This window comes from Lelliottia sp. JS-SCA-14 (genome assembly GCF_035593345.1).
GTDB lineage: Bacteria > Pseudomonadota > Gammaproteobacteria > Enterobacterales > Enterobacteriaceae > Enterobacter > Enterobacter wanjuensis.
Map to the genome: position 1 here is coordinate 705,349 of NZ_CP141606.1, position 15,878 is coordinate 721,226.

A 15,878-nucleotide genomic window follows, 5' to 3' on the forward strand; every position below is an offset into this window, starting at 1 on the left:
CTTCAAATTCAGCGCACATAGCCGCGTTACGCTCTCTCCATCACTAAGGAGAAGGCAATGAAAAAATCCCCCCTGTTCTGGAAAGTTAGCACCCTGATGGGGTGCATCCTGCTGCTGTTAGTTCCGCTGTTCATGGTGAGTAACCTGATTTCGGAGCGCGCCAGCTATCGCGATGACGTTGAAGATACGCTGCGTCAAAGCACCAGCGGGCCGCAGCAGCTCACCGGGCCGCTGATCGCGATCCCGGTAACGGAAATTTATTACAAGTTCGAAGATAACGTGAGGGTTGAGCACAAGCGCAGTTTCCTGCACTTTTTGCTGCCTGAATCACTGGTGGTTGACGGGAATCAGCAGGTCGAGTCCCGCAGCATCGGGATCTACGACGGACAAATCTGGAGCACCGATCTCAAGCTGAAGGCGCAATTTAACACCGATAAGCTGGACGAACTGAAAGGCGAAACCATTACCCTCGGACAGCCGTTTATTGCCGTCGGCGTGGGCGATGCGCGTGGGATCGGTGCGGTGAAGGTCTCGAAAGTGAACGATGAAACCTTGACCGTCGAACCGGGTTCCGGCATTTCAGGGCAACAGGCGGGGATCCACATTCCGCTGACCTGGGAGACGCTCAATGCAAAAAATATCGACCTGGAGATGTCACTCAATCTCAACGGAACGGGGAGTTTTTCCGTCGTACCGGTCGGGCGCAACAGCGAACTGACGCTGCGCAGCAACTGGCCGCATCCGGGTTTTATGGGCGATTACTTACCCTCGAAGCGTGAAATCAGCGAGTCGGGCTTCCAGGCGCACTGGCAGAGCAGTTGGTTTGCCAACAATCTTGAAAGCCAGTTTAGCGCCATCGAACCGCCAGAGTTTCGTACCGTTCCGGCGTTTAGCGTCACGGTGGCGACGCCTGCGGACCAGTATCAACTGACGGACCGGGCGATTAAGTACGCTATTTTGCTGATTGCTCTGACGTTTATGGCTTTTTTCGTCTACGAAACAATGACTCACCTTCGCCTGCACCCGATGCAGTACCTGCTGGTGGGGCTGTCGCTGGTGCTGTTCTATCTGGTGCTGCTGGCGCTCTCTGAACACGTGGGCTTTACGCCCGCCTGGATTATCGCAAGCCTGGTCGGGGCGATGATGAACGGAGTTTATCTGCAGGCGGTGCTGAAAGGCTGGAAGCGCAGCGCGGTGTTTGTGGTGGCGCTGTTAGGCCTCGACGGCGTGATGTGGTTCTTGCTGCGCTCGGAAGACAGCGCGCTGCTGTTGGGCTCTGGCGTACTGGCGATCGCGCTGTTTGCGGTGATGTATCTCACCCGAAACTTTGACTGGTACTCGCTTTCACAGGTGAAGCAAAGTGTGCCAAAAGGTGAACCGGACGACGATGCGTTACGGATCTGGAAATAAAAAAACGGCGCATTAAGCGCCGTTTTTACTGCATTGAGTGCGGGATTATTCCTGCAGGTCGCCGCAGAAACGATACCCTTCGCCGTGGATAGTGGCGATGATCTCTGGCGTATCCGGCGTAGACTCGAAGTGTTTACGAATGCGACGGATCGTCACGTCAACCGTACGGTCGTGCGGCTTCAGCTCGCGACCAGTCATCTTCTTCAGCAGCTCTGCACGGGACTGAATTTTGCCCGGATTTTCGCAGAAGTGCAGCATGGCACGGAATTCGCTGCGCGGCAGCTTGTACTGTTCACCGTTCGGACTAACCAGCGAGCGGCTATTAATATCAAGTTCCCAGCCGTTGAACTTGTAGCTGTCTACGCTACGACGCTCTTCGCTCACCGTACCCAGATTCATGGTACGGGACAGCAGGTTGCGTGCACGGATGGTTAACTCGCGAGGATTAAACGGCTTGGTGATGTAGTCATCAGCGCCGATTTCCAGGCCAAGAATTTTATCCACTTCGTTATCACGGCCTGTCAGGAACATTAGTGCGACGTTCGCCTGTTCACGCAGCTCGCGCGCCAGCAGAAGGCCGTTTTTCCCGGGCAGGTTGATATCCATGATGACCAGGTTGATATCATTTTCAGAAAGGATCTGATGCATCTCTGCGCCATCGGTCGCTTCAAAGACATCGTAGCCTTCTGCTTCGAAAATGCTCTTTAACGTGTTGCGTGTTACCAACTCGTCTTCAACGATAAGAATGTGCGGGGTCTGCATGTTTGCTACCTAAATTGCCAACTAAATCGAAACAGGAAGTACAAAAGTCCCTGACCTGCCTGATGCATGTCGCAAATTAACATGATCGGCCTAACGTGACTAAAGTACGTAATTGCGTTCTTGATGCACTTTCCATCAACGTCAACAACATCATTAGCTTGGTCGTGGGCACTTTCCCTCAGGACCCGACAGTGTCAAAAACGGCTGTCATCCTAACCATTTTAACAGCAACATAACAGGCTAAGTGACACCAGACACCCAATAAAACTACGCTTCGTTGACATATATCAAGTTCAATTGTAGCACGTTAACAGTTTGATGAAATCATCGTATCGGATTGCTAGCCTTTGTCACAAATTTTCAATAAACCAACTAGTTGCAGATATTGATTAATAAACAACGCGAATCCAATACGAAAAAGCAATCAATCAGAGTATTATCATTAATAAACATACGGATAAGCAATATCTGTTAACATTTAAATCAATGATTCAGTCATGCAACAGTTTAGCGTTTTTAATTTGTTGTGAAACGCGATTTCGGTGATTTGTGTTGCAATTTTGTAAATTCGCGCTGCGTAATATGTTGAGCTGTATCACACTTTTACAGGCTAACTGATTAAAAAGAGAGCATAAATGCACTTATCGATAGTGCTGGTTTCGCCAGCAAGACCCGAAAATATTGGCGCCGCCGCCCGTGCAATGAAGACAATGGGATTCACCGATTTACGTATTGTCGACAGTGAGGCGCACCTCGAACCGGCTGCCCGCTGGGTGGCGCACGGTTCGGGTGAAATTCTCGACAACATAACCACTTACGCCACGCTCGCTGACGCACTGCACGACATTTCCTTCACCGTGGCGACCACCGCGCGCAGCCGGGCGAAGTATCATTACTACGCGACGCCGACCGAACTGGTACCGATGCTTGAGGAAAAAAGCGCGTGGTTGACCAAAGCTGCGCTGGTGTTTGGCCGCGAAGATTCCGGCCTGACCAACGAAGAGCTTGAGCTGGCAGACGTGCTCACGGGCGTGCCGATGGTGGCGGATTATCCGTCCCTCAATCTGGGCCAGGCGGTGATGGTCTATTGCTATCAATTAGCATCCTTAATGCAAACCCCGGCACCTGCCACAGAGAGCGTGGATGAAAACCAGCTGCGGGCATTACGCGCACGAACCCAATCGCTTTTGGCGCAGCTGGGCGTGGCCGACGATCAGAAAATGGTGGACTGGTTACACCAGCGTCTCGGTCTACTTGAGCAGCGCGATACGGCGATGCTGCACCGATTGCTGCATGATATTGAAAAAAAATTGGCAGAATAAAAATCTGATATTTTTTTTTCGTATGGATTAACCGTCTGTCGATAAGGGTTGCAACTGGTCGTATCCGGACAAAAATAAATCCGCAAGCAGCGGGTCGTGAAAGGGTTACAAACTGTGATCAAATTAAAAATTCATTGACTTAAGGTGCCGGATACTTTAACCCTAAAAGGATACAGGACAGACAGAAAACAACACAGAGCACACAACATCCATGAATCGCGTTAGCACCACCACCATTACAACAACCATCATCATTACCACAGGTAACGATGCGGGCTGACGCGTAACAGGAAAAACAGAAAAAAGCCCGCACCTGAACAGTGCGGGCTTTTTTTTCGACCAAAGATCACGAGGTAAACCATGCGAGTCTTGAAGTTCGGCGGTACATCAGTGGCAAACGCAGAACGCTTTCAGCGCGTTGCCGATATCCTGGAAAGCAACGCCAGGCAGGGGCAGGTGGCAACCGTGCTCTCTGCCCCGGCGAAAATTACTAACCACCTGGTGGCGATGATTGAAAAAACCATCGGTGGGCAGGATGCGCTACCGAACATCAGCGATGCCGAGCGTATTTTTGCCGAGCTGCTGCAGGGGCTCGCCGACAGCCAGCCCGGCTTCCCGCTCGCACAGCTGAAAGCTCTGGTTGAACAAGAATTCGCACAGATTAAACATGTCCTGCACGGCATCAGCCTGCTGGGCCAATGTCCGGACAGCATCAACGCGGCGCTGATTTGCCGCGGTGAAAAGCTGTCGATTGCCATCATGGCGGGGCTGCTGGAAGCGCGCGGCCACGCGGTCACGGTGATCGACCCGGTCGAAAAACTGCTCGCCGTGGGCCATTACCTCGAGTCCACCGTCGATATCGCCGAATCCACTCGCCGCATCGCCGCCAGCAAAATCCCGGCTGACCACATGATCCTGATGGCAGGCTTCACCGCCGGGAACGACAAAGGTGAACTGGTGGTGCTGGGCCGTAACGGCTCTGACTACTCCGCCGCCGTGCTGGCAGCCTGTCTGCGCGCCGACTGTTGTGAAATCTGGACTGACGTCGACGGCGTCTATACCTGCGACCCGCGCCAGGTGCCGGACGCAAGGCTCCTGAAATCGATGTCGTATCAGGAGGCGATGGAGCTGTCGTACTTCGGCGCAAAAGTTCTCCACCCACGTACCATCTCCCCGATTGCCCAGTTCCAGATCCCTTGCCTCATCAAAAACACCGGTAATCCGCAGGCGCCAGGCACCCTGATTGGCGCCAGTCATGACGAAGACGATCTGCCGGTGAAAGGCATTTCGAATCTGAATAACATGGCGATGTTCAGCGTCTCCGGTCCGGGGATGAAAGGGATGGTGGGCATGGCCGCGCGCGTGTTTGCCGCGATGTCCCGCAATGGCATCTCCGTGGTGCTTATTACTCAGTCCTCCTCTGAATACAGCATCAGCTTCTGCGTGCCGCAGGCCGACTGTGGCCGTGCGCGCCGCGCGCTGGAAGAAGAGTTCTATCTGGAGCTGAAAGAAGAGCTGCTGGAACCCCTGTCGATTCAGGATCGCCTGGCGATCATCTCCGTCGTCGGCGACGGAATGCGCACGCTGCGAGGGATCTCCGCCAAATTCTTTGCCGCGCTGGCGCGCGCGAACATCAATATTGTCGCCATTGCCCAGGGCTCTTCCGAGCGCTCCATCTCCGTCGTGGTGAGCAATGACGACGCGACCACCGGCGTGCGTGTGACGCACCAGATGCTGTTCAACACCGATCAGGTGATCGAGGTGTTCGTGATTGGCGTCGGCGGTGTGGGCGGCGCGCTGCTGGAACAGGTCAAGCGCCAGCAGGGCTGGCTGAAGAACAAACATATCGACCTGCGCGTCTGCGGCGTGGCGAATTCTAAGGCGCTGCTGACCAACGTCCACGGGCTGAATCTGGAAAGCTGGCAGGACGAGCTGGCGCAGGCCAAAGAGCCGTTCAATCTGGGCCGCCTGATCCGTCTGGTGAAGGAGTATCACCTGCTCAATCCGGTGATTGTGGACTGTACCTCAAACCAGGCCGTCGCCGATCAGTATGCTGACTTCCTGCGCGAAGGCTTCCACGTGGTGACGCCGAATAAAAAGGCCAACACCTCGTCGATGGATTACTACCATCAGCTGCGTACCGCCGCCAGCAAGTCGCGCCGCAAATTCCTGTACGACACCAACGTCGGCGCAGGACTGCCGGTCATCGAGAACCTGCAAAACCTGCTCAATGCGGGTGACGAACTGCAGAAATTCTCCGGCATTCTTTCCGGCTCGCTGTCGTTTATTTTTGGCAAGCTGGATGAAGGGATGAGCCTCTCGGAAGCTACCCGCGAAGCGCGTGAGCTGGGCTACACCGAGCCGGATCCGCGCGACGATCTCTCGGGCATGGACGTGGCGCGCAAGCTGCTGATCCTCGCCCGTGAAACGGGCCGCGAGCTGGAGCTGTCCGATATCGTCATCGAGCCGGTGCTGCCCGCGAGTTTTGACGACAGCGGCGATGTCGCGACCTTTATGGACCGCTTAGTGCAGCTCGACGACGACTTTGCGGCGCGTATCGCAAAAGCCCGTGATGAAGGCAAAGTATTGCGCTATGTTGGCAACATCGAAGACGACGGCGTGTGCCGCGTGAAGATTGCCGAAGTGGACGGGAACGATCCGCTCTTTAAAGTGAAAAACGGCGAAAACGCTCTGGCGTTTTACAGCCACTATTATCAGCCATTACCGTTGGTGCTTCGCGGTTACGGCGCAGGGAATGATGTGACAGCGGCGGGCGTGTTTGCCGATCTGCTGCGTACCCTGTCATGGAAGTTAGGAGTTTAACATGGTCAAAGTTTATGCCCCGGCTTCCAGCGCCAATATGAGCGTCGGATTTGATGTGCTGGGTGCGGCGGTTACGCCTCTCGACGGTTCGCTGCTGGGTGATACGGTCACCGTCGAAGCGGCGGACAGTTTCAGCCTCAATAATATTGGCCGCTTCGCGAGCAAGCTGCCGCCAGAACCGCGCGAGAATATTGTTTATCAGTGCTGGGAACGCTTCTGTCAGGAGATCGGCAAAAACGTGCCGGTTGCCATGACCCTCGAAAAAAGTATGCCGATTGGCTCGGGCCTCGGCTCCAGCGCCTGTTCCGTCGTCGCTGCGCTGGTGGCGATGAACGAACACTGCGGCAAACCGCTCAACAACACCCGTCTGCTCTCCCTGATGGGCGAGCTGGAAGGGCGCATCTCCGGCAGCATTCACTACGATAACGTCGCGCCGTGCTTCCTTGGCGGCATGCAGCTGATGATCGAAGAGAACGGCATTATCAGCCAGCAGGTGCCAGGCTTTGACGAGTGGCTGTGGGTGCTGGCCTATCCGGGGATTAAAGTCTCGACCGCCGAAGCGCGCGCGATCCTGCCCGCGCAGTATCGCCGTCAGGACTGCATCGCGCACGGTCGCCATTTGGCGGGCTTTATTCACGCCTGCTACACCCGTCAGCCCGCGCTCGCCGCGAAGCTGATGAAAGATGTGATTGCCGAACCTTACCGCACCAAACTGCTGCCGGGCTTCAACGAAGCGCGTCAGGCGTCGCTGGATATCGGCGCGCAAGCGTGCGGCATTTCGGGCTCCGGCCCGACGCTGTTCGCCTTATGCGATAAGCCGGACACCGCGCAGCGCGTGGCGGACTGGCTGTCGAAAAACTACCTGCAAAATCAGGAAGGCTTTGTTCATATTTGCCGTCTGGACACGGCCGGCGCACGAGTACTGGGATAAACGATGAAACTCTACAATCTTAAAGATCATAACGAGCAGGTGAGCTTCGCGCAGGCGGTGACTCAGGGGCTGGGCAAAAATCAGGGGCTGTTTTTCCCGCACGATTTACCCGAGTTTAGCCTGACGGAAGTGGACGACATGCTGAAGCAGGATTTCGTCACCCGCAGCGCGAAAATCCTCTCCGCCTTTATTGGCGATGAAATTCCTCACGCGCTGCTGGAAGAGCGCGTGCGTAGCGCCTTTGCCTTCCCGGCTCCGGTGAAGTCCGTTGAGCCAGACGTGGGCTGCCTGGAGCTGTTCCACGGTCCGACGCTGGCATTTAAAGATTTCGGCGGGCGCTTTATGGCGCAGATGCTGACGCACATCAGCGGCGACAAGCCTGTGACGATTTTGACGGCGACTTCCGGTGATACGGGTGCGGCGGTGGCCCATGCGTTTTACGGCCTGAAAAACGTCCGCGTGGTGATCCTCTATCCGCAGGGGAAAATCAGCCCGCTGCAGGAAAAACTGTTCTGTACGCTCGGCGGCAACATTGAAACCGTCGCCATCGACGGCGATTTTGACGCCTGCCAGGCGCTGGTGAAAAAGGCCTTCGACGACGAAGAGCTGAAAGTGGCGCTGGGGCTGAACTCGGCGAACTCGATCAATATCAGCCGCCTGCTGGCGCAGATTTGCTACTACTTCGAAGCGGTGGCACAGCTGCCGCAGGAAGCGCGTAATCAGCTGGTGATCTCCGTGCCAAGCGGTAACTTCGGCGATTTGACCGCCGGTCTGCTGGCGAAATCCCTCGGCCTGCCGGTGAAGCGTTTTATCGCGGCAACCAACGCCAACGACACGGTTCCACGCTTCCTGAAAGACGGCAAGTGGACGCCAAACGCGACCCAGGCGACCCTGTCCAACGCGATGGATGTGAGCCAGCCGAACAACTGGCCGCGCGTGGAAGAGCTGTTCCGCCGTAAGATCTGGCGTCTGGGCGATCTGGGCTATGCGGCGGTGAGCGATGACACCACCAAAGAGACGATGCGTGAGCTGAAAGCGGTGGGGTACACCTCCGAGCCGCATGCGGCGATTGCCTACCGTGCGCTGCGCGACCAGCTCAATCCGGGCGAGTATGGCCTGTTCCTCGGAACGGCGCATCCGGCGAAGTTCAAAGAGAGCGTGGATGAGATCCTGGGTGAATCGCTGCCGCTGCCGAAAGAGCTGGCCGATCGTGCCGATCTGCCGCTGCTGTCCCATAATCTGCCAGCGGATTTCGCGGCGCTGCGCCAGCTGATGATGACGCGCGGATAGCCTTGTTGTGTCGGGTGGCGGCTTCGCCTTACCCGACCTACGGTTTTGTAGGCCCGGTAAGCCTAAGCGCCACCGGGCTTTTTTTATGGAGAAATTAAGGAGAAAAAACGCAGGGAAAAAGCAGAAATTCCCAATAAATGCGGTCACTTAGAGATTAGGATTGCAGAGAATAACATCCCCGACTTCCCTCACGTACTCTCCTTACATCGGCCCACGTTGGGCAAGAATGAAAAGGAGTCACCTATGTCTAAACTGAAACCTGCACTGCTCGTGCTTTCACTGATGCTGGTCGCTCCCGCAGTGGTTCAGGCCGGGGAAATCACCCTGGTTCCGGCGGTAAAATTACAGATTGGCGATCAGGATAGAAGCGGGCACTACTGGGATGGCGGCCGCTGGCGCGACCATGACTGGTGGAAATCACATTACGAGTGGCGCGACAACCGCTGGCATCAGCATGACGAGCATCGCGAGCCTCACGATAACCGCCATGGCGATAAACATGATGACCATGGCAAGGGGCCGGACTGGAAGCATCATTAACAACGCCTGATGGCGCTGCGCTTATCAGGCCTACGAGTCGCCCCGGTAAGCGTAGCGCCACCGGGGAAATTACTGCTCGTGCCGCTTAAACACCAGCTCACCTTTCCCTGACGCTTCGCCGTCAAAGAAATACCCGTCAGTGTTAAATTGGGTCAACTGCTCTGGCTTCGTCAGGCGGTTCTCAATGATATAGCGGCTCATCAGCCCGCGCGCTTTTTTGGCGTAGAAGCTGATCACTTTGAACTTGCCGTTCTTCTCGTCCAAAAATACTGGCTTGATGATCTCCGCGTTGAGCTTTTTCGGCTTCACGGATTTGTAGTATTCGTCGGACGCCAGGTTGATGACGATATTATCGCCCTGGGCCTTCAGCGCGTCGTTCAGCTTCTCGGTGATGATATCGCCCCAGAAGTGGTACAGATCTTTGCCTTTGGCATTTTCCAGACGGATTCCCATCTCCAGGCGATACGGCTGCATCAGATCCAGCGGGCGCAGCACGCCGTACAAACCCGACAGCATGCGCAGGTGCTGCTGGGCAAAATCGAAATCGGCTTCGCTGAACTCTTCCGCCTGCAGGCCGGTATACACATCGCCTTTGAACGCGAGGATCGCCTGACGGGCGTTTTTCGGGGTGAAATCCGGATGCCAGTCGTGGAAGCGGGTGGCGTTGAGATCGGCGAGTTTGTCGCTGATGCTCATCAGCTTGCCAATCTGCGGGGCGGAGAGTTTACGCGCCTCGCGGATCAGCTGCTGTGAATGATCCAGCAGTTCGGGCTGGGTATAGCGCTCGGTGGCGAGCGGGCTCTGGTAATCGAGCGTTTTTGCAGGTGAAATCAGAATCAGCATATCCAGTCCTTGCAGGAAATTTAGAGCGACTTTAGCAAAAAAATGGCCTGATTTGATCGATGACTGTTATTGCCGTGGCAAATCATCCCAGCTGCCCGGCGCAATCTGCGACTCAATTTCGGGGTAACGGGTGGGGTCAAATACCGGCTGCACGCCCATTTTGCGCTGGCGCAAGTAATCGCGGGCGATCAGCACCACCACCGGCGACAGCAGCAAAATCGCGGTCAGGTTGGTGATCGCCATCAGCGCCATAATCACGTCCGCCAGCTGCCAGACCAGCGGCAGGCTCATTACCGAACCCATCAACACCATTCCGGCGATGCCGAGGCGCAAAAACCACAGGTTATTACGCGAGTCGAGGCGCAGGAATATCAGGTTATTTTCGGCATAAATGTAGTTGGCAACGATAGAGCTAAAGGCAAACAGCATCACAATCAGCGAGACAAATCCTGCCCCCCAACTGCCGGAGAGATTCACCAACGCCTGCTGGACGAGCTGAATGCCCGCCATATCAGCGGAATGAGGAACCGGACCTGCCAGCAGCACAATCATCGCGCTGGCGGTGCAGATGATAATGGTGTCGGTAAACACGCCGATCATCTGCACGATCCCCTGCGCCGCCGGGTGAGGGGGCCAAGAGGCCGCCGCCGCTGCGGCATTCGGCGTGGAGCCCATCCCGGCTTCGTTCGAGAACATACCGCGCTGGAAACCGGCCGTCAGCGCCTGACTGATGGTGTAACCCAGCGCGCCTGCGGCAGCTTCTCGCCAGCCAAATGCGGCTTTAAAAATCATGGCGATGACGCCTGGCACCTGCTCAATATGCGTAGCTGTGACGACGAGACTGGCGAATACCCACAGCAGGGCCATGACGGGAACCATCCACTGCATCAGGCGCGCGACGCCTTTGATGCCGGTCACGATGACCAGCAGCGTCAACACGGCCAGCACCGCGCCCGTTATCCATTCCGGGAAGCTGAAGGCATAGCGCAGGGCGTGGGCCACGGAGTTCGCCTGGACGGTGTTAAAGATAAGGCCGTAGGCGGCGAGCAGGAAGAGAGAAAACAGGACGCCCATCCAGCGCATCCCCAGACCACGGGACATATACCAGGCCGGGCCGCCGCGGAATTGACCGTGCTTATCGCGCTCTTTGTAGAGCTGGGCCAGCGAGCACTCGGCAAAAGAGGTCGCCATGCCGATAATCGCCGTCACCCACATCCAGAACACGGCGCCAGGGCCACCCGCGCTGATAGCAAGAGCCACACCGGCTAAATTCCCGCTGCCGACGCGTGCCGCCAGGCTGGTGCAGAGCGCCTGAAAAGAGGTTAATCCGCCGGGCTGGGGGTTAACGCTGTTTTTAAGACTTTTGCCAAACTGGCGAATGTAGCGAAACTGAATAAAACCGCTGCGGTAGGTAAACCACACCCCGGCTCCCAGTAACAGATAAATCATTACTGAGCCCCACAGGACTTCATTGATAAAAGAAAAGAAATCAGGCATTAACGTCCCTCTTGTTGATGCCACTGAATAGATACGCGGTAACGCTGAATGAGCACGCTGTTAATTAGCAGGCTGTTAATATTCAGAGTTTACCATACTATCCGTAAGCGCACTGTCTGCGGTTGCGCTGTCATTCCGTCGTGTTATCATCAGGGCAGACCGGTTACATCCCCCTAACAAGTAAACCTGTCATTTTTCCGCTGCTGGCAGGCTGTCGGTAGCGTGAATTATCCAGGGCACGTTAAAAGAGAAACACTATCATGACGGATAAATTGACCTCCCTTCGTCAGTTCACCACTGTCGTAGCTGACACCGGAGATATCGCGGCAATGAAGTTGTACCAGCCGCAGGATGCCACAACTAACCCTTCTCTGATTCTTAACGCCGCGCAGATCCCTGAGTACCGCAAACTGATCGACGAAGCTGTGACCTGGGCGAAAGGCCAGAGCAACGATCGTGCGCAGCAGGTTGTGGATGCAACTGACAAACTGGCTGTGAACATCGGTCTGGAAATCCTGAAACTGGTTCCGGGTCGTATCTCTACCGAAGTTGACGCGCGTCTGTCCTACGACACCGAAGCGTCTATCGCCAAAGCCAAACACCTGATCAAACTGTATAACGATGCGGGCATCAGCAACGATCGTATCCTGATCAAACTGGCTTCCACCTGGCAGGGCATCCGCGCTGCAGAACAGCTGGAAAAAGAAGGCATCAACTGTAACCTGACTCTGCTGTTCTCCTTCGCGCAGGCGCGTGCGTGTGCAGAAGCGGGCGTGTACCTGATTTCTCCGTTCGTGGGCCGTATTCTGGACTGGTACAAAGCCAACACCGACAAGAAAGAGTACGCAGCTTCTGAAGATCCAGGCGTGGTTTCCGTGACTGAAATCTACGAATACTACAAACAGCACGGCTACGAGACTGTCGTGATGGGCGCAAGCTTCCGTAACGTCGGTGAAATCATCGAGCTGGCCGGCTGTGACCGTCTGACCATCGCCCCTGCGCTGCTGAAAGAGCTGGCAGAGAGCGAAGGCGCACTGGAGCGTAAACTGAGCTACACCGGCGAAGTGAAAGCGCGTCCAGAGCGTATCACCGAGTCTGAGTTCCTGTGGCAGCACAACCAGGATCCAATGGCAGTAGACAAACTGGCGGACGGTATCCGTAAGTTTGCTGTTGACCAGGAAAAACTGGAAAAAATGATCGGCGATCTGCTGTAATCATTTCCCTGGCCGGGAGCTCTTCCCGGCCACGTTACTTCTCTCGTCCCCTGTCTGATTTTCCCCTCTGCGTGTATCATTCTCCGTAATCAGTATTGTTATGAAGGGAATGGATATGAATACCTTACGCATCGGCCTGGTGTCGATTTCTGACCGCGCGTCCAGCGGCGTGTACGCCGACAAAGGCATCCCGGCGTTAGAAGAGTGGCTGGCTGCCGCACTGACCACCCCGTTTGAAGTGCAAACCCGCTTAATTCCGGATGAACAGCCGATCATCGAGCAAACCCTGTGCGAGCTGGTGGACGAAATGAGCTGCCATCTGGTGCTGACCACCGGCGGTACCGGCCCCGCGCGCCGCGACGTGACGCCGGATGCCACGCTGGCGGTCGCCGATCGCGAAATGCCAGGTTTCGGCGAGCAGATGCGCCAGATTAGCCTGCACTTTGTGCCGACGGCTATCCTGTCACGTCAGGTGGGCGTCATCCGTAAACAGGCGTTGATTCTTAATCTGCCAGGCCAGCCAAAATCCATCAAAGAGACGCTCGAAGGGGTGAAAGCCGAAGACGGCAAAGTGGTGGTGGCGGGGATCTTTGCCAGTGTACCGTATTGTATACAGCTGCTGGACGGGCCTTACGTCGAGACCGATCCGCAAGTGGTAGCAGCTTTTCGCCCGAAAAGCGCACGGCGCGAAACAATCTCCTGAAATTAGTGTGTTTGTGACATAAGCTACAGCCTCAATGGCGTGGTGTTTGATTTACGGTATAGTCATTTTTTCTTTACGATCACTGTAAAATTAAATCAACACTGCCAGTAAAGGTTTTGCTATGTCACATTACACCCGGCCTCTGAATCGTCAGGACTACAAAACGCTCACGCTCGCGGCCCTCGGCGGCGCGCTGGAGTTTTACGATTTCATCATCTTCGTCTTCTTTGCCGCCGTTGTCGGCGAACTCTTCTTCCCGGCGAATATCCCTGAATGGCTGCGTCAGGTGCAGACCTTTGGCATCTTTGCCGCAGGCTATCTGGCGCGCCCGTTGGGCGGCATTATCATGGCCCACTTCGGCGATCTGGTCGGGCGCAAAAAGATGTTTACCCTCAGCATTCTGCTGATGGCGGTGCCGACGCTGGCGATCGGTCTGCTACCGACCTATGCCTCGATGGGGATTGTGGCGCCGGTTCTGCTGCTGTTGATGCGTATTTTGCAGGGTGCGGCGATTGGCGGGGAAGTGCCGGGGGCGTGGGTGTTTGTCGCTGAACACGTTCCGGCGCGGCGCATCGGGATCGCCTGCGGGACCTTAACCGCCGGGCTGACCGTCGGGATTTTGCTCGGCTCGGTCGTGGCCACGCTGATCAACACCAGCATGACGCCGCAAGCCGTGCATGAGTGGGGCTGGCGTATCCCGTTCCTGCTGGGCGGGGCGTTTGGCCTGGTGGCGATGTATCTGCGCCGCTGGCTGCAGGAGACGCCGATTTTCCTCGAGATGCAGCAGCGTAAAGCCCTGGCGCAAGAGCTTCCGGTGAAAGCGGTGGTGGTGCGCCATCAGAAAGCGGTGGTGATTTCCATGCTGCTGACCTGGCTGCTGTCCGCCGGAATTGTCGTCGTGATTTTGATGTCGCCGGTCTGGCTGCAAAAACAGTATGGCTTTGCCCCGGCGGTGACGCTGCAGGCCAACAGCATCGCGACCATTATGCTCTGCTTTGGCTGTCTGATCGCCGGTCTGGCGGCGGATCGCTTCGGAGCCAGCCTGACCTTTATCGTTGGCAGTCTGCTCCTCGCCGGAACGAGCTGGGCGTTCTATCACCTGGCGGGCGCGCACCCGGAACAGCTGTTCCTGCTCTACGGCATCGTAGGCCTGTGCGTCGGCGTCGTCGGAGCCGTGCCTTACGTGATGGTTCGCGCCTTCCCGGCGGAAGTGCGCTTCACGGGCATTTCGTTCTCCTACAACGTCTCGTACGCCATTTTCGGCGGCCTGACGCCGATAGCCGTCACGCTGCTGATGGGCGTCTCGCCGATGGCACCGGCCTGGTACGTGCTGGCGCTGGCGTTGATGGGACTGGTGCTGGGGATCTGGCTTCGCGGTGAGCGCCATCAGCTGATGGCGCATACGCCGGTTAACGAGGGGTAAAGCTCAGGATGATGTTGTCATCCGGGATGTGGGTGAAGCTTTTGATCAGCTCGTGATAATCCGCCTGCGGATCAACGTCCTTGAACAGCGTTGGGTAGAAGATTTTACTCAGAGCTTCAATGGCGATGATGTTGTACGGATTGTTGTAGAAGTGATGGTACAGCGCACCGGTATGACCCTGCGCGACGGCCGGAATGCTGCTCACGCCCTGGCGCGACACCAGCGCTTTAAAGGCGGCGGCGACATCGCTTTCCGGCACGTTATAGCCAAACGGAATAATCGCGGTGCCTTTCCCCGAGCGCTTTGAGCCGGTCATCAGGTAGTAATCCGGGTTCAGAGAGATAATTTTCTCCACCGAGATATTCCCGGTTGCGCCCGGCAACAGCTGCGAGCCAATGTTCACACCGCCTGCGGCTTCTACCAGTCCGCCCCAGCCGTTGTGCGCGTGGGTGAAGCAACAGCCGTTATCCAGCCCGGCGACCCCGGCAATTGGTTCGATAAACACCAGCGGTTTTTTCTCTGCTTCCGTCAGGCGCTGGTGAATTCTGTCCAGACGCTGCTGATAGAAGTCGACATAGGCCTGCGCACGGTCCGTCTGGCCTAACACCTTGCCTAACAGATCGATGCTTGGCAGGGTGTTCTCCACCGGATGCAGTTCGTAATCGACGAAGACCACCGGGATGTGCAGGGCTTCCAGCTGAGTCAGCACGCCGCTTTGCGTCAGCGAAGGTTTGGCGCGCAGCTGGGCAATCATCAGATCCGGGTGGCGCGAAATCACCGTCTCCAGATCGACGTTCCCCTGATCCGAGAACTGCATATCGAGGATCTTCTCGGCTTCCGGCCATTTGCGCTTCAGCACCTTCCAGGTTTCAGTGTCCTGTTTCTTCGGCAGGTTGTTCCACGCCACCACTTTGGCGAAGGGATCGTCACGCTCGAGCATCGCCAGCGTCAGGATATCGCGGCCATCCTGCAAAATAATGCGCTGCGGCTCCTGCGGGATAGTCACCGTGCGGTTAGCCATATCTTTTACGGTCACCGGCCAAGTCTGGGCCATCGCCAGCAGCGGTGAGAGCAGCAGTATCGCTGCGAATATTGTCTTCTTAATCGTCATACTTCCCCG

The 15,878-nt window shown here is 56.2% G+C and carries 15 protein-coding genes and 1 other annotated feature; of the genes, 11 read left to right on the plus strand and 4 right to left on the minus strand.

The window, feature by feature from the left end; all coding sequences use genetic code 11:
- The first annotated feature begins 57 nt into the window (after positions 1-57).
- Positions 58-1,410 (plus strand): cell envelope integrity protein CreD, encoded by a 1,353-nt coding sequence (gene creD, locus U9O48_RS03385; RefSeq protein ID WP_324723512.1) that lies wholly within the window; start codon positions 58-60, stop codon positions 1,408-1,410.
- 45 nt (positions 1,411-1,455) lie between these two features.
- Here creD and arcA read toward each other — a convergent pair whose 3' ends face one another.
- Positions 1,456-2,172 (minus strand): two-component system response regulator ArcA, encoded by a 717-nt coding sequence (gene arcA, locus U9O48_RS03390; RefSeq protein ID WP_006174002.1) that lies wholly within the window; start codon positions 2,170-2,172, stop codon positions 1,456-1,458.
- A 95-nt stretch (positions 2,173-2,267) separates the two neighbouring features.
- On the opposite strand from arcA, the gene yjjY reads away from it, so the two are divergent.
- The 7 genes from yjjY (at position 2,268) to U9O48_RS03425 (ending at position 9,078) form a co-directional block, all read left to right on the plus strand.
- Positions 2,268-2,408 carry a protein YjjY gene (gene yjjY, locus U9O48_RS03395; protein ID WP_001303782.1) on the plus strand — a complete coding sequence of 47 codons (141 nt, stop codon included), beginning with the start codon at positions 2,268-2,270 and terminating at the stop codon, positions 2,406-2,408.
- A 399-nt stretch (positions 2,409-2,807) separates the two neighbouring features.
- On the plus strand, positions 2,808-3,494 hold the full coding sequence (locus U9O48_RS03400) for a tRNA/rRNA methyltransferase (protein WP_324723513.1): 687 nt from the start codon (positions 2,808-2,810) through the stop codon (positions 3,492-3,494).
- A 211-nt stretch (positions 3,495-3,705) separates the two neighbouring features.
- A complete protein-coding gene (gene thrL, locus U9O48_RS03405) occupies positions 3,706-3,774 on the plus strand; it encodes a thr operon leader peptide (protein ID WP_107704209.1) in 69 nt (22 codons plus the stop codon).
- Positions 3,713-3,831: a sequence feature (Thr leader region), on the plus strand. Its footprint overlaps the gene before it by 62 nt.
- A 23-nt stretch (positions 3,832-3,854) precedes the next feature.
- A complete protein-coding gene (gene thrA, locus U9O48_RS03410; protein WP_324723514.1) occupies positions 3,855-6,317 on the plus strand; it encodes a bifunctional aspartate kinase/homoserine dehydrogenase I in 2,463 nt (820 codons plus the stop codon).
- A 1-nt stretch (position 6,318) separates the two neighbouring features.
- Entirely contained in the window at positions 6,319-7,248 is a 930-nt protein-coding gene (gene thrB, locus U9O48_RS03415; RefSeq protein ID WP_282491577.1) for a homoserine kinase, read from the plus strand.
- 3 nt (positions 7,249-7,251) lie between these two features.
- Positions 7,252-8,538: a threonine synthase gene (thrC, locus tag U9O48_RS03420; protein ID WP_324723515.1), complete on the plus strand. Its 1,287-nt coding sequence runs from the start codon at positions 7,252-7,254 to the stop codon at positions 8,536-8,538.
- Between the two features lie 243 nt (positions 8,539-8,781).
- Positions 8,782-9,078, plus strand: a complete 297-nt coding sequence (locus U9O48_RS03425) for a DUF2502 domain-containing protein (RefSeq protein ID WP_285153731.1) — start codon at positions 8,782-8,784, stop codon at positions 9,076-9,078.
- A 69-nt stretch (positions 9,079-9,147) separates the two neighbouring features.
- Here the strand turns inward: U9O48_RS03425 and yaaA are convergent, their stop codons facing one another.
- The gene (gene yaaA, locus U9O48_RS03430; protein WP_285157975.1) at positions 9,148-9,921 is read right to left on the minus strand and encodes a peroxide stress protein YaaA; all 774 of its coding nucleotides are present in this window, start codon (positions 9,919-9,921) and stop codon (positions 9,148-9,150) included.
- 66 nt (positions 9,922-9,987) lie between these two features.
- A complete protein-coding gene (locus tag U9O48_RS03435) occupies positions 9,988-11,418 on the minus strand; it encodes a sodium:alanine symporter family protein (RefSeq protein WP_324723516.1) in 1,431 nt (476 codons plus the stop codon).
- Between the two features lie 260 nt (positions 11,419-11,678).
- Here U9O48_RS03435 and tal point away from each other — a divergent pair, with 260 nt between their 5' ends.
- The 3 genes from tal (at position 11,679) to U9O48_RS03450 (ending at position 14,758) form a co-directional block, all read left to right on the plus strand.
- A complete protein-coding gene (gene tal / locus U9O48_RS03440) occupies positions 11,679-12,632 on the plus strand; it encodes a transaldolase (RefSeq protein ID WP_100777705.1) in 954 nt (317 codons plus the stop codon).
- 115 nt (positions 12,633-12,747) lie between these two features.
- Positions 12,748-13,335 carry a molybdopterin adenylyltransferase gene (mog, locus tag U9O48_RS03445; RefSeq protein ID WP_285146048.1) on the plus strand — a complete coding sequence of 196 codons (588 nt, stop codon included), beginning with the start codon at positions 12,748-12,750 and terminating at the stop codon, positions 13,333-13,335.
- A gap of 121 nt (positions 13,336-13,456) precedes the next feature.
- On the plus strand, positions 13,457-14,758 hold the full coding sequence (locus U9O48_RS03450; RefSeq protein ID WP_324723517.1) for an MFS transporter: 1,302 nt from the start codon (positions 13,457-13,459) through the stop codon (positions 14,756-14,758).
- Here the strand turns inward: U9O48_RS03450 and U9O48_RS03455 are convergent.
- Positions 14,745-15,869, minus strand: a complete 1,125-nt coding sequence (locus U9O48_RS03455; protein WP_285150627.1) for an ABC transporter substrate-binding protein — start codon at positions 15,867-15,869, stop codon at positions 14,745-14,747. The two genes, U9O48_RS03450 and U9O48_RS03455, sit on opposite strands and share 14 nt — an antisense overlap.
- Positions 15,870-15,878: the final 9 nt, after the last annotated feature.

Coding starts and splice junctions, on each gene's coding strand:
- U9O48_RS03400 (WP_324723513.1), top strand. CDS start 2,808: ATGCACTTATCGATAGTGCTGGTTTCGCCAGCAAGACCCGAAAATATT.
- yaaA (WP_285157975.1), bottom strand. CDS start 9,921: ATGCTGATTCTGATTTCACCTGCAAAAACGCTCGATTACCAGAGCCCG.
- U9O48_RS03435 (WP_324723516.1), bottom strand. CDS start 11,418: ATGCCTGATTTCTTTTCTTTTATCAATGAAGTCCTGTGGGGCTCAGTA.
- U9O48_RS03455 (WP_285150627.1), bottom strand. CDS start 15,869: ATGACGATTAAGAAGACAATATTCGCAGCGATACTGCTGCTCTCACCG.
- thrC (WP_324723515.1), top strand. CDS start 7,252: ATGAAACTCTACAATCTTAAAGATCATAACGAGCAGGTGAGCTTCGCG.
- thrB (WP_282491577.1), top strand. CDS start 6,319: ATGGTCAAAGTTTATGCCCCGGCTTCCAGCGCCAATATGAGCGTCGGA.
- creD (WP_324723512.1), top strand. CDS start 58: ATGAAAAAATCCCCCCTGTTCTGGAAAGTTAGCACCCTGATGGGGTGC.
- thrA (WP_324723514.1), top strand. CDS start 3,855: ATGCGAGTCTTGAAGTTCGGCGGTACATCAGTGGCAAACGCAGAACGC.
- U9O48_RS03450 (WP_324723517.1), top strand. CDS start 13,457: ATGTCACATTACACCCGGCCTCTGAATCGTCAGGACTACAAAACGCTC.
- mog (WP_285146048.1), top strand. CDS start 12,748: ATGAATACCTTACGCATCGGCCTGGTGTCGATTTCTGACCGCGCGTCC.
- arcA (WP_006174002.1), bottom strand. CDS start 2,172: ATGCAGACCCCGCACATTCTTATCGTTGAAGACGAGTTGGTAACACGC.
- tal (WP_100777705.1), top strand. CDS start 11,679: ATGACGGATAAATTGACCTCCCTTCGTCAGTTCACCACTGTCGTAGCT.
- U9O48_RS03425 (WP_285153731.1), top strand. CDS start 8,782: ATGTCTAAACTGAAACCTGCACTGCTCGTGCTTTCACTGATGCTGGTC.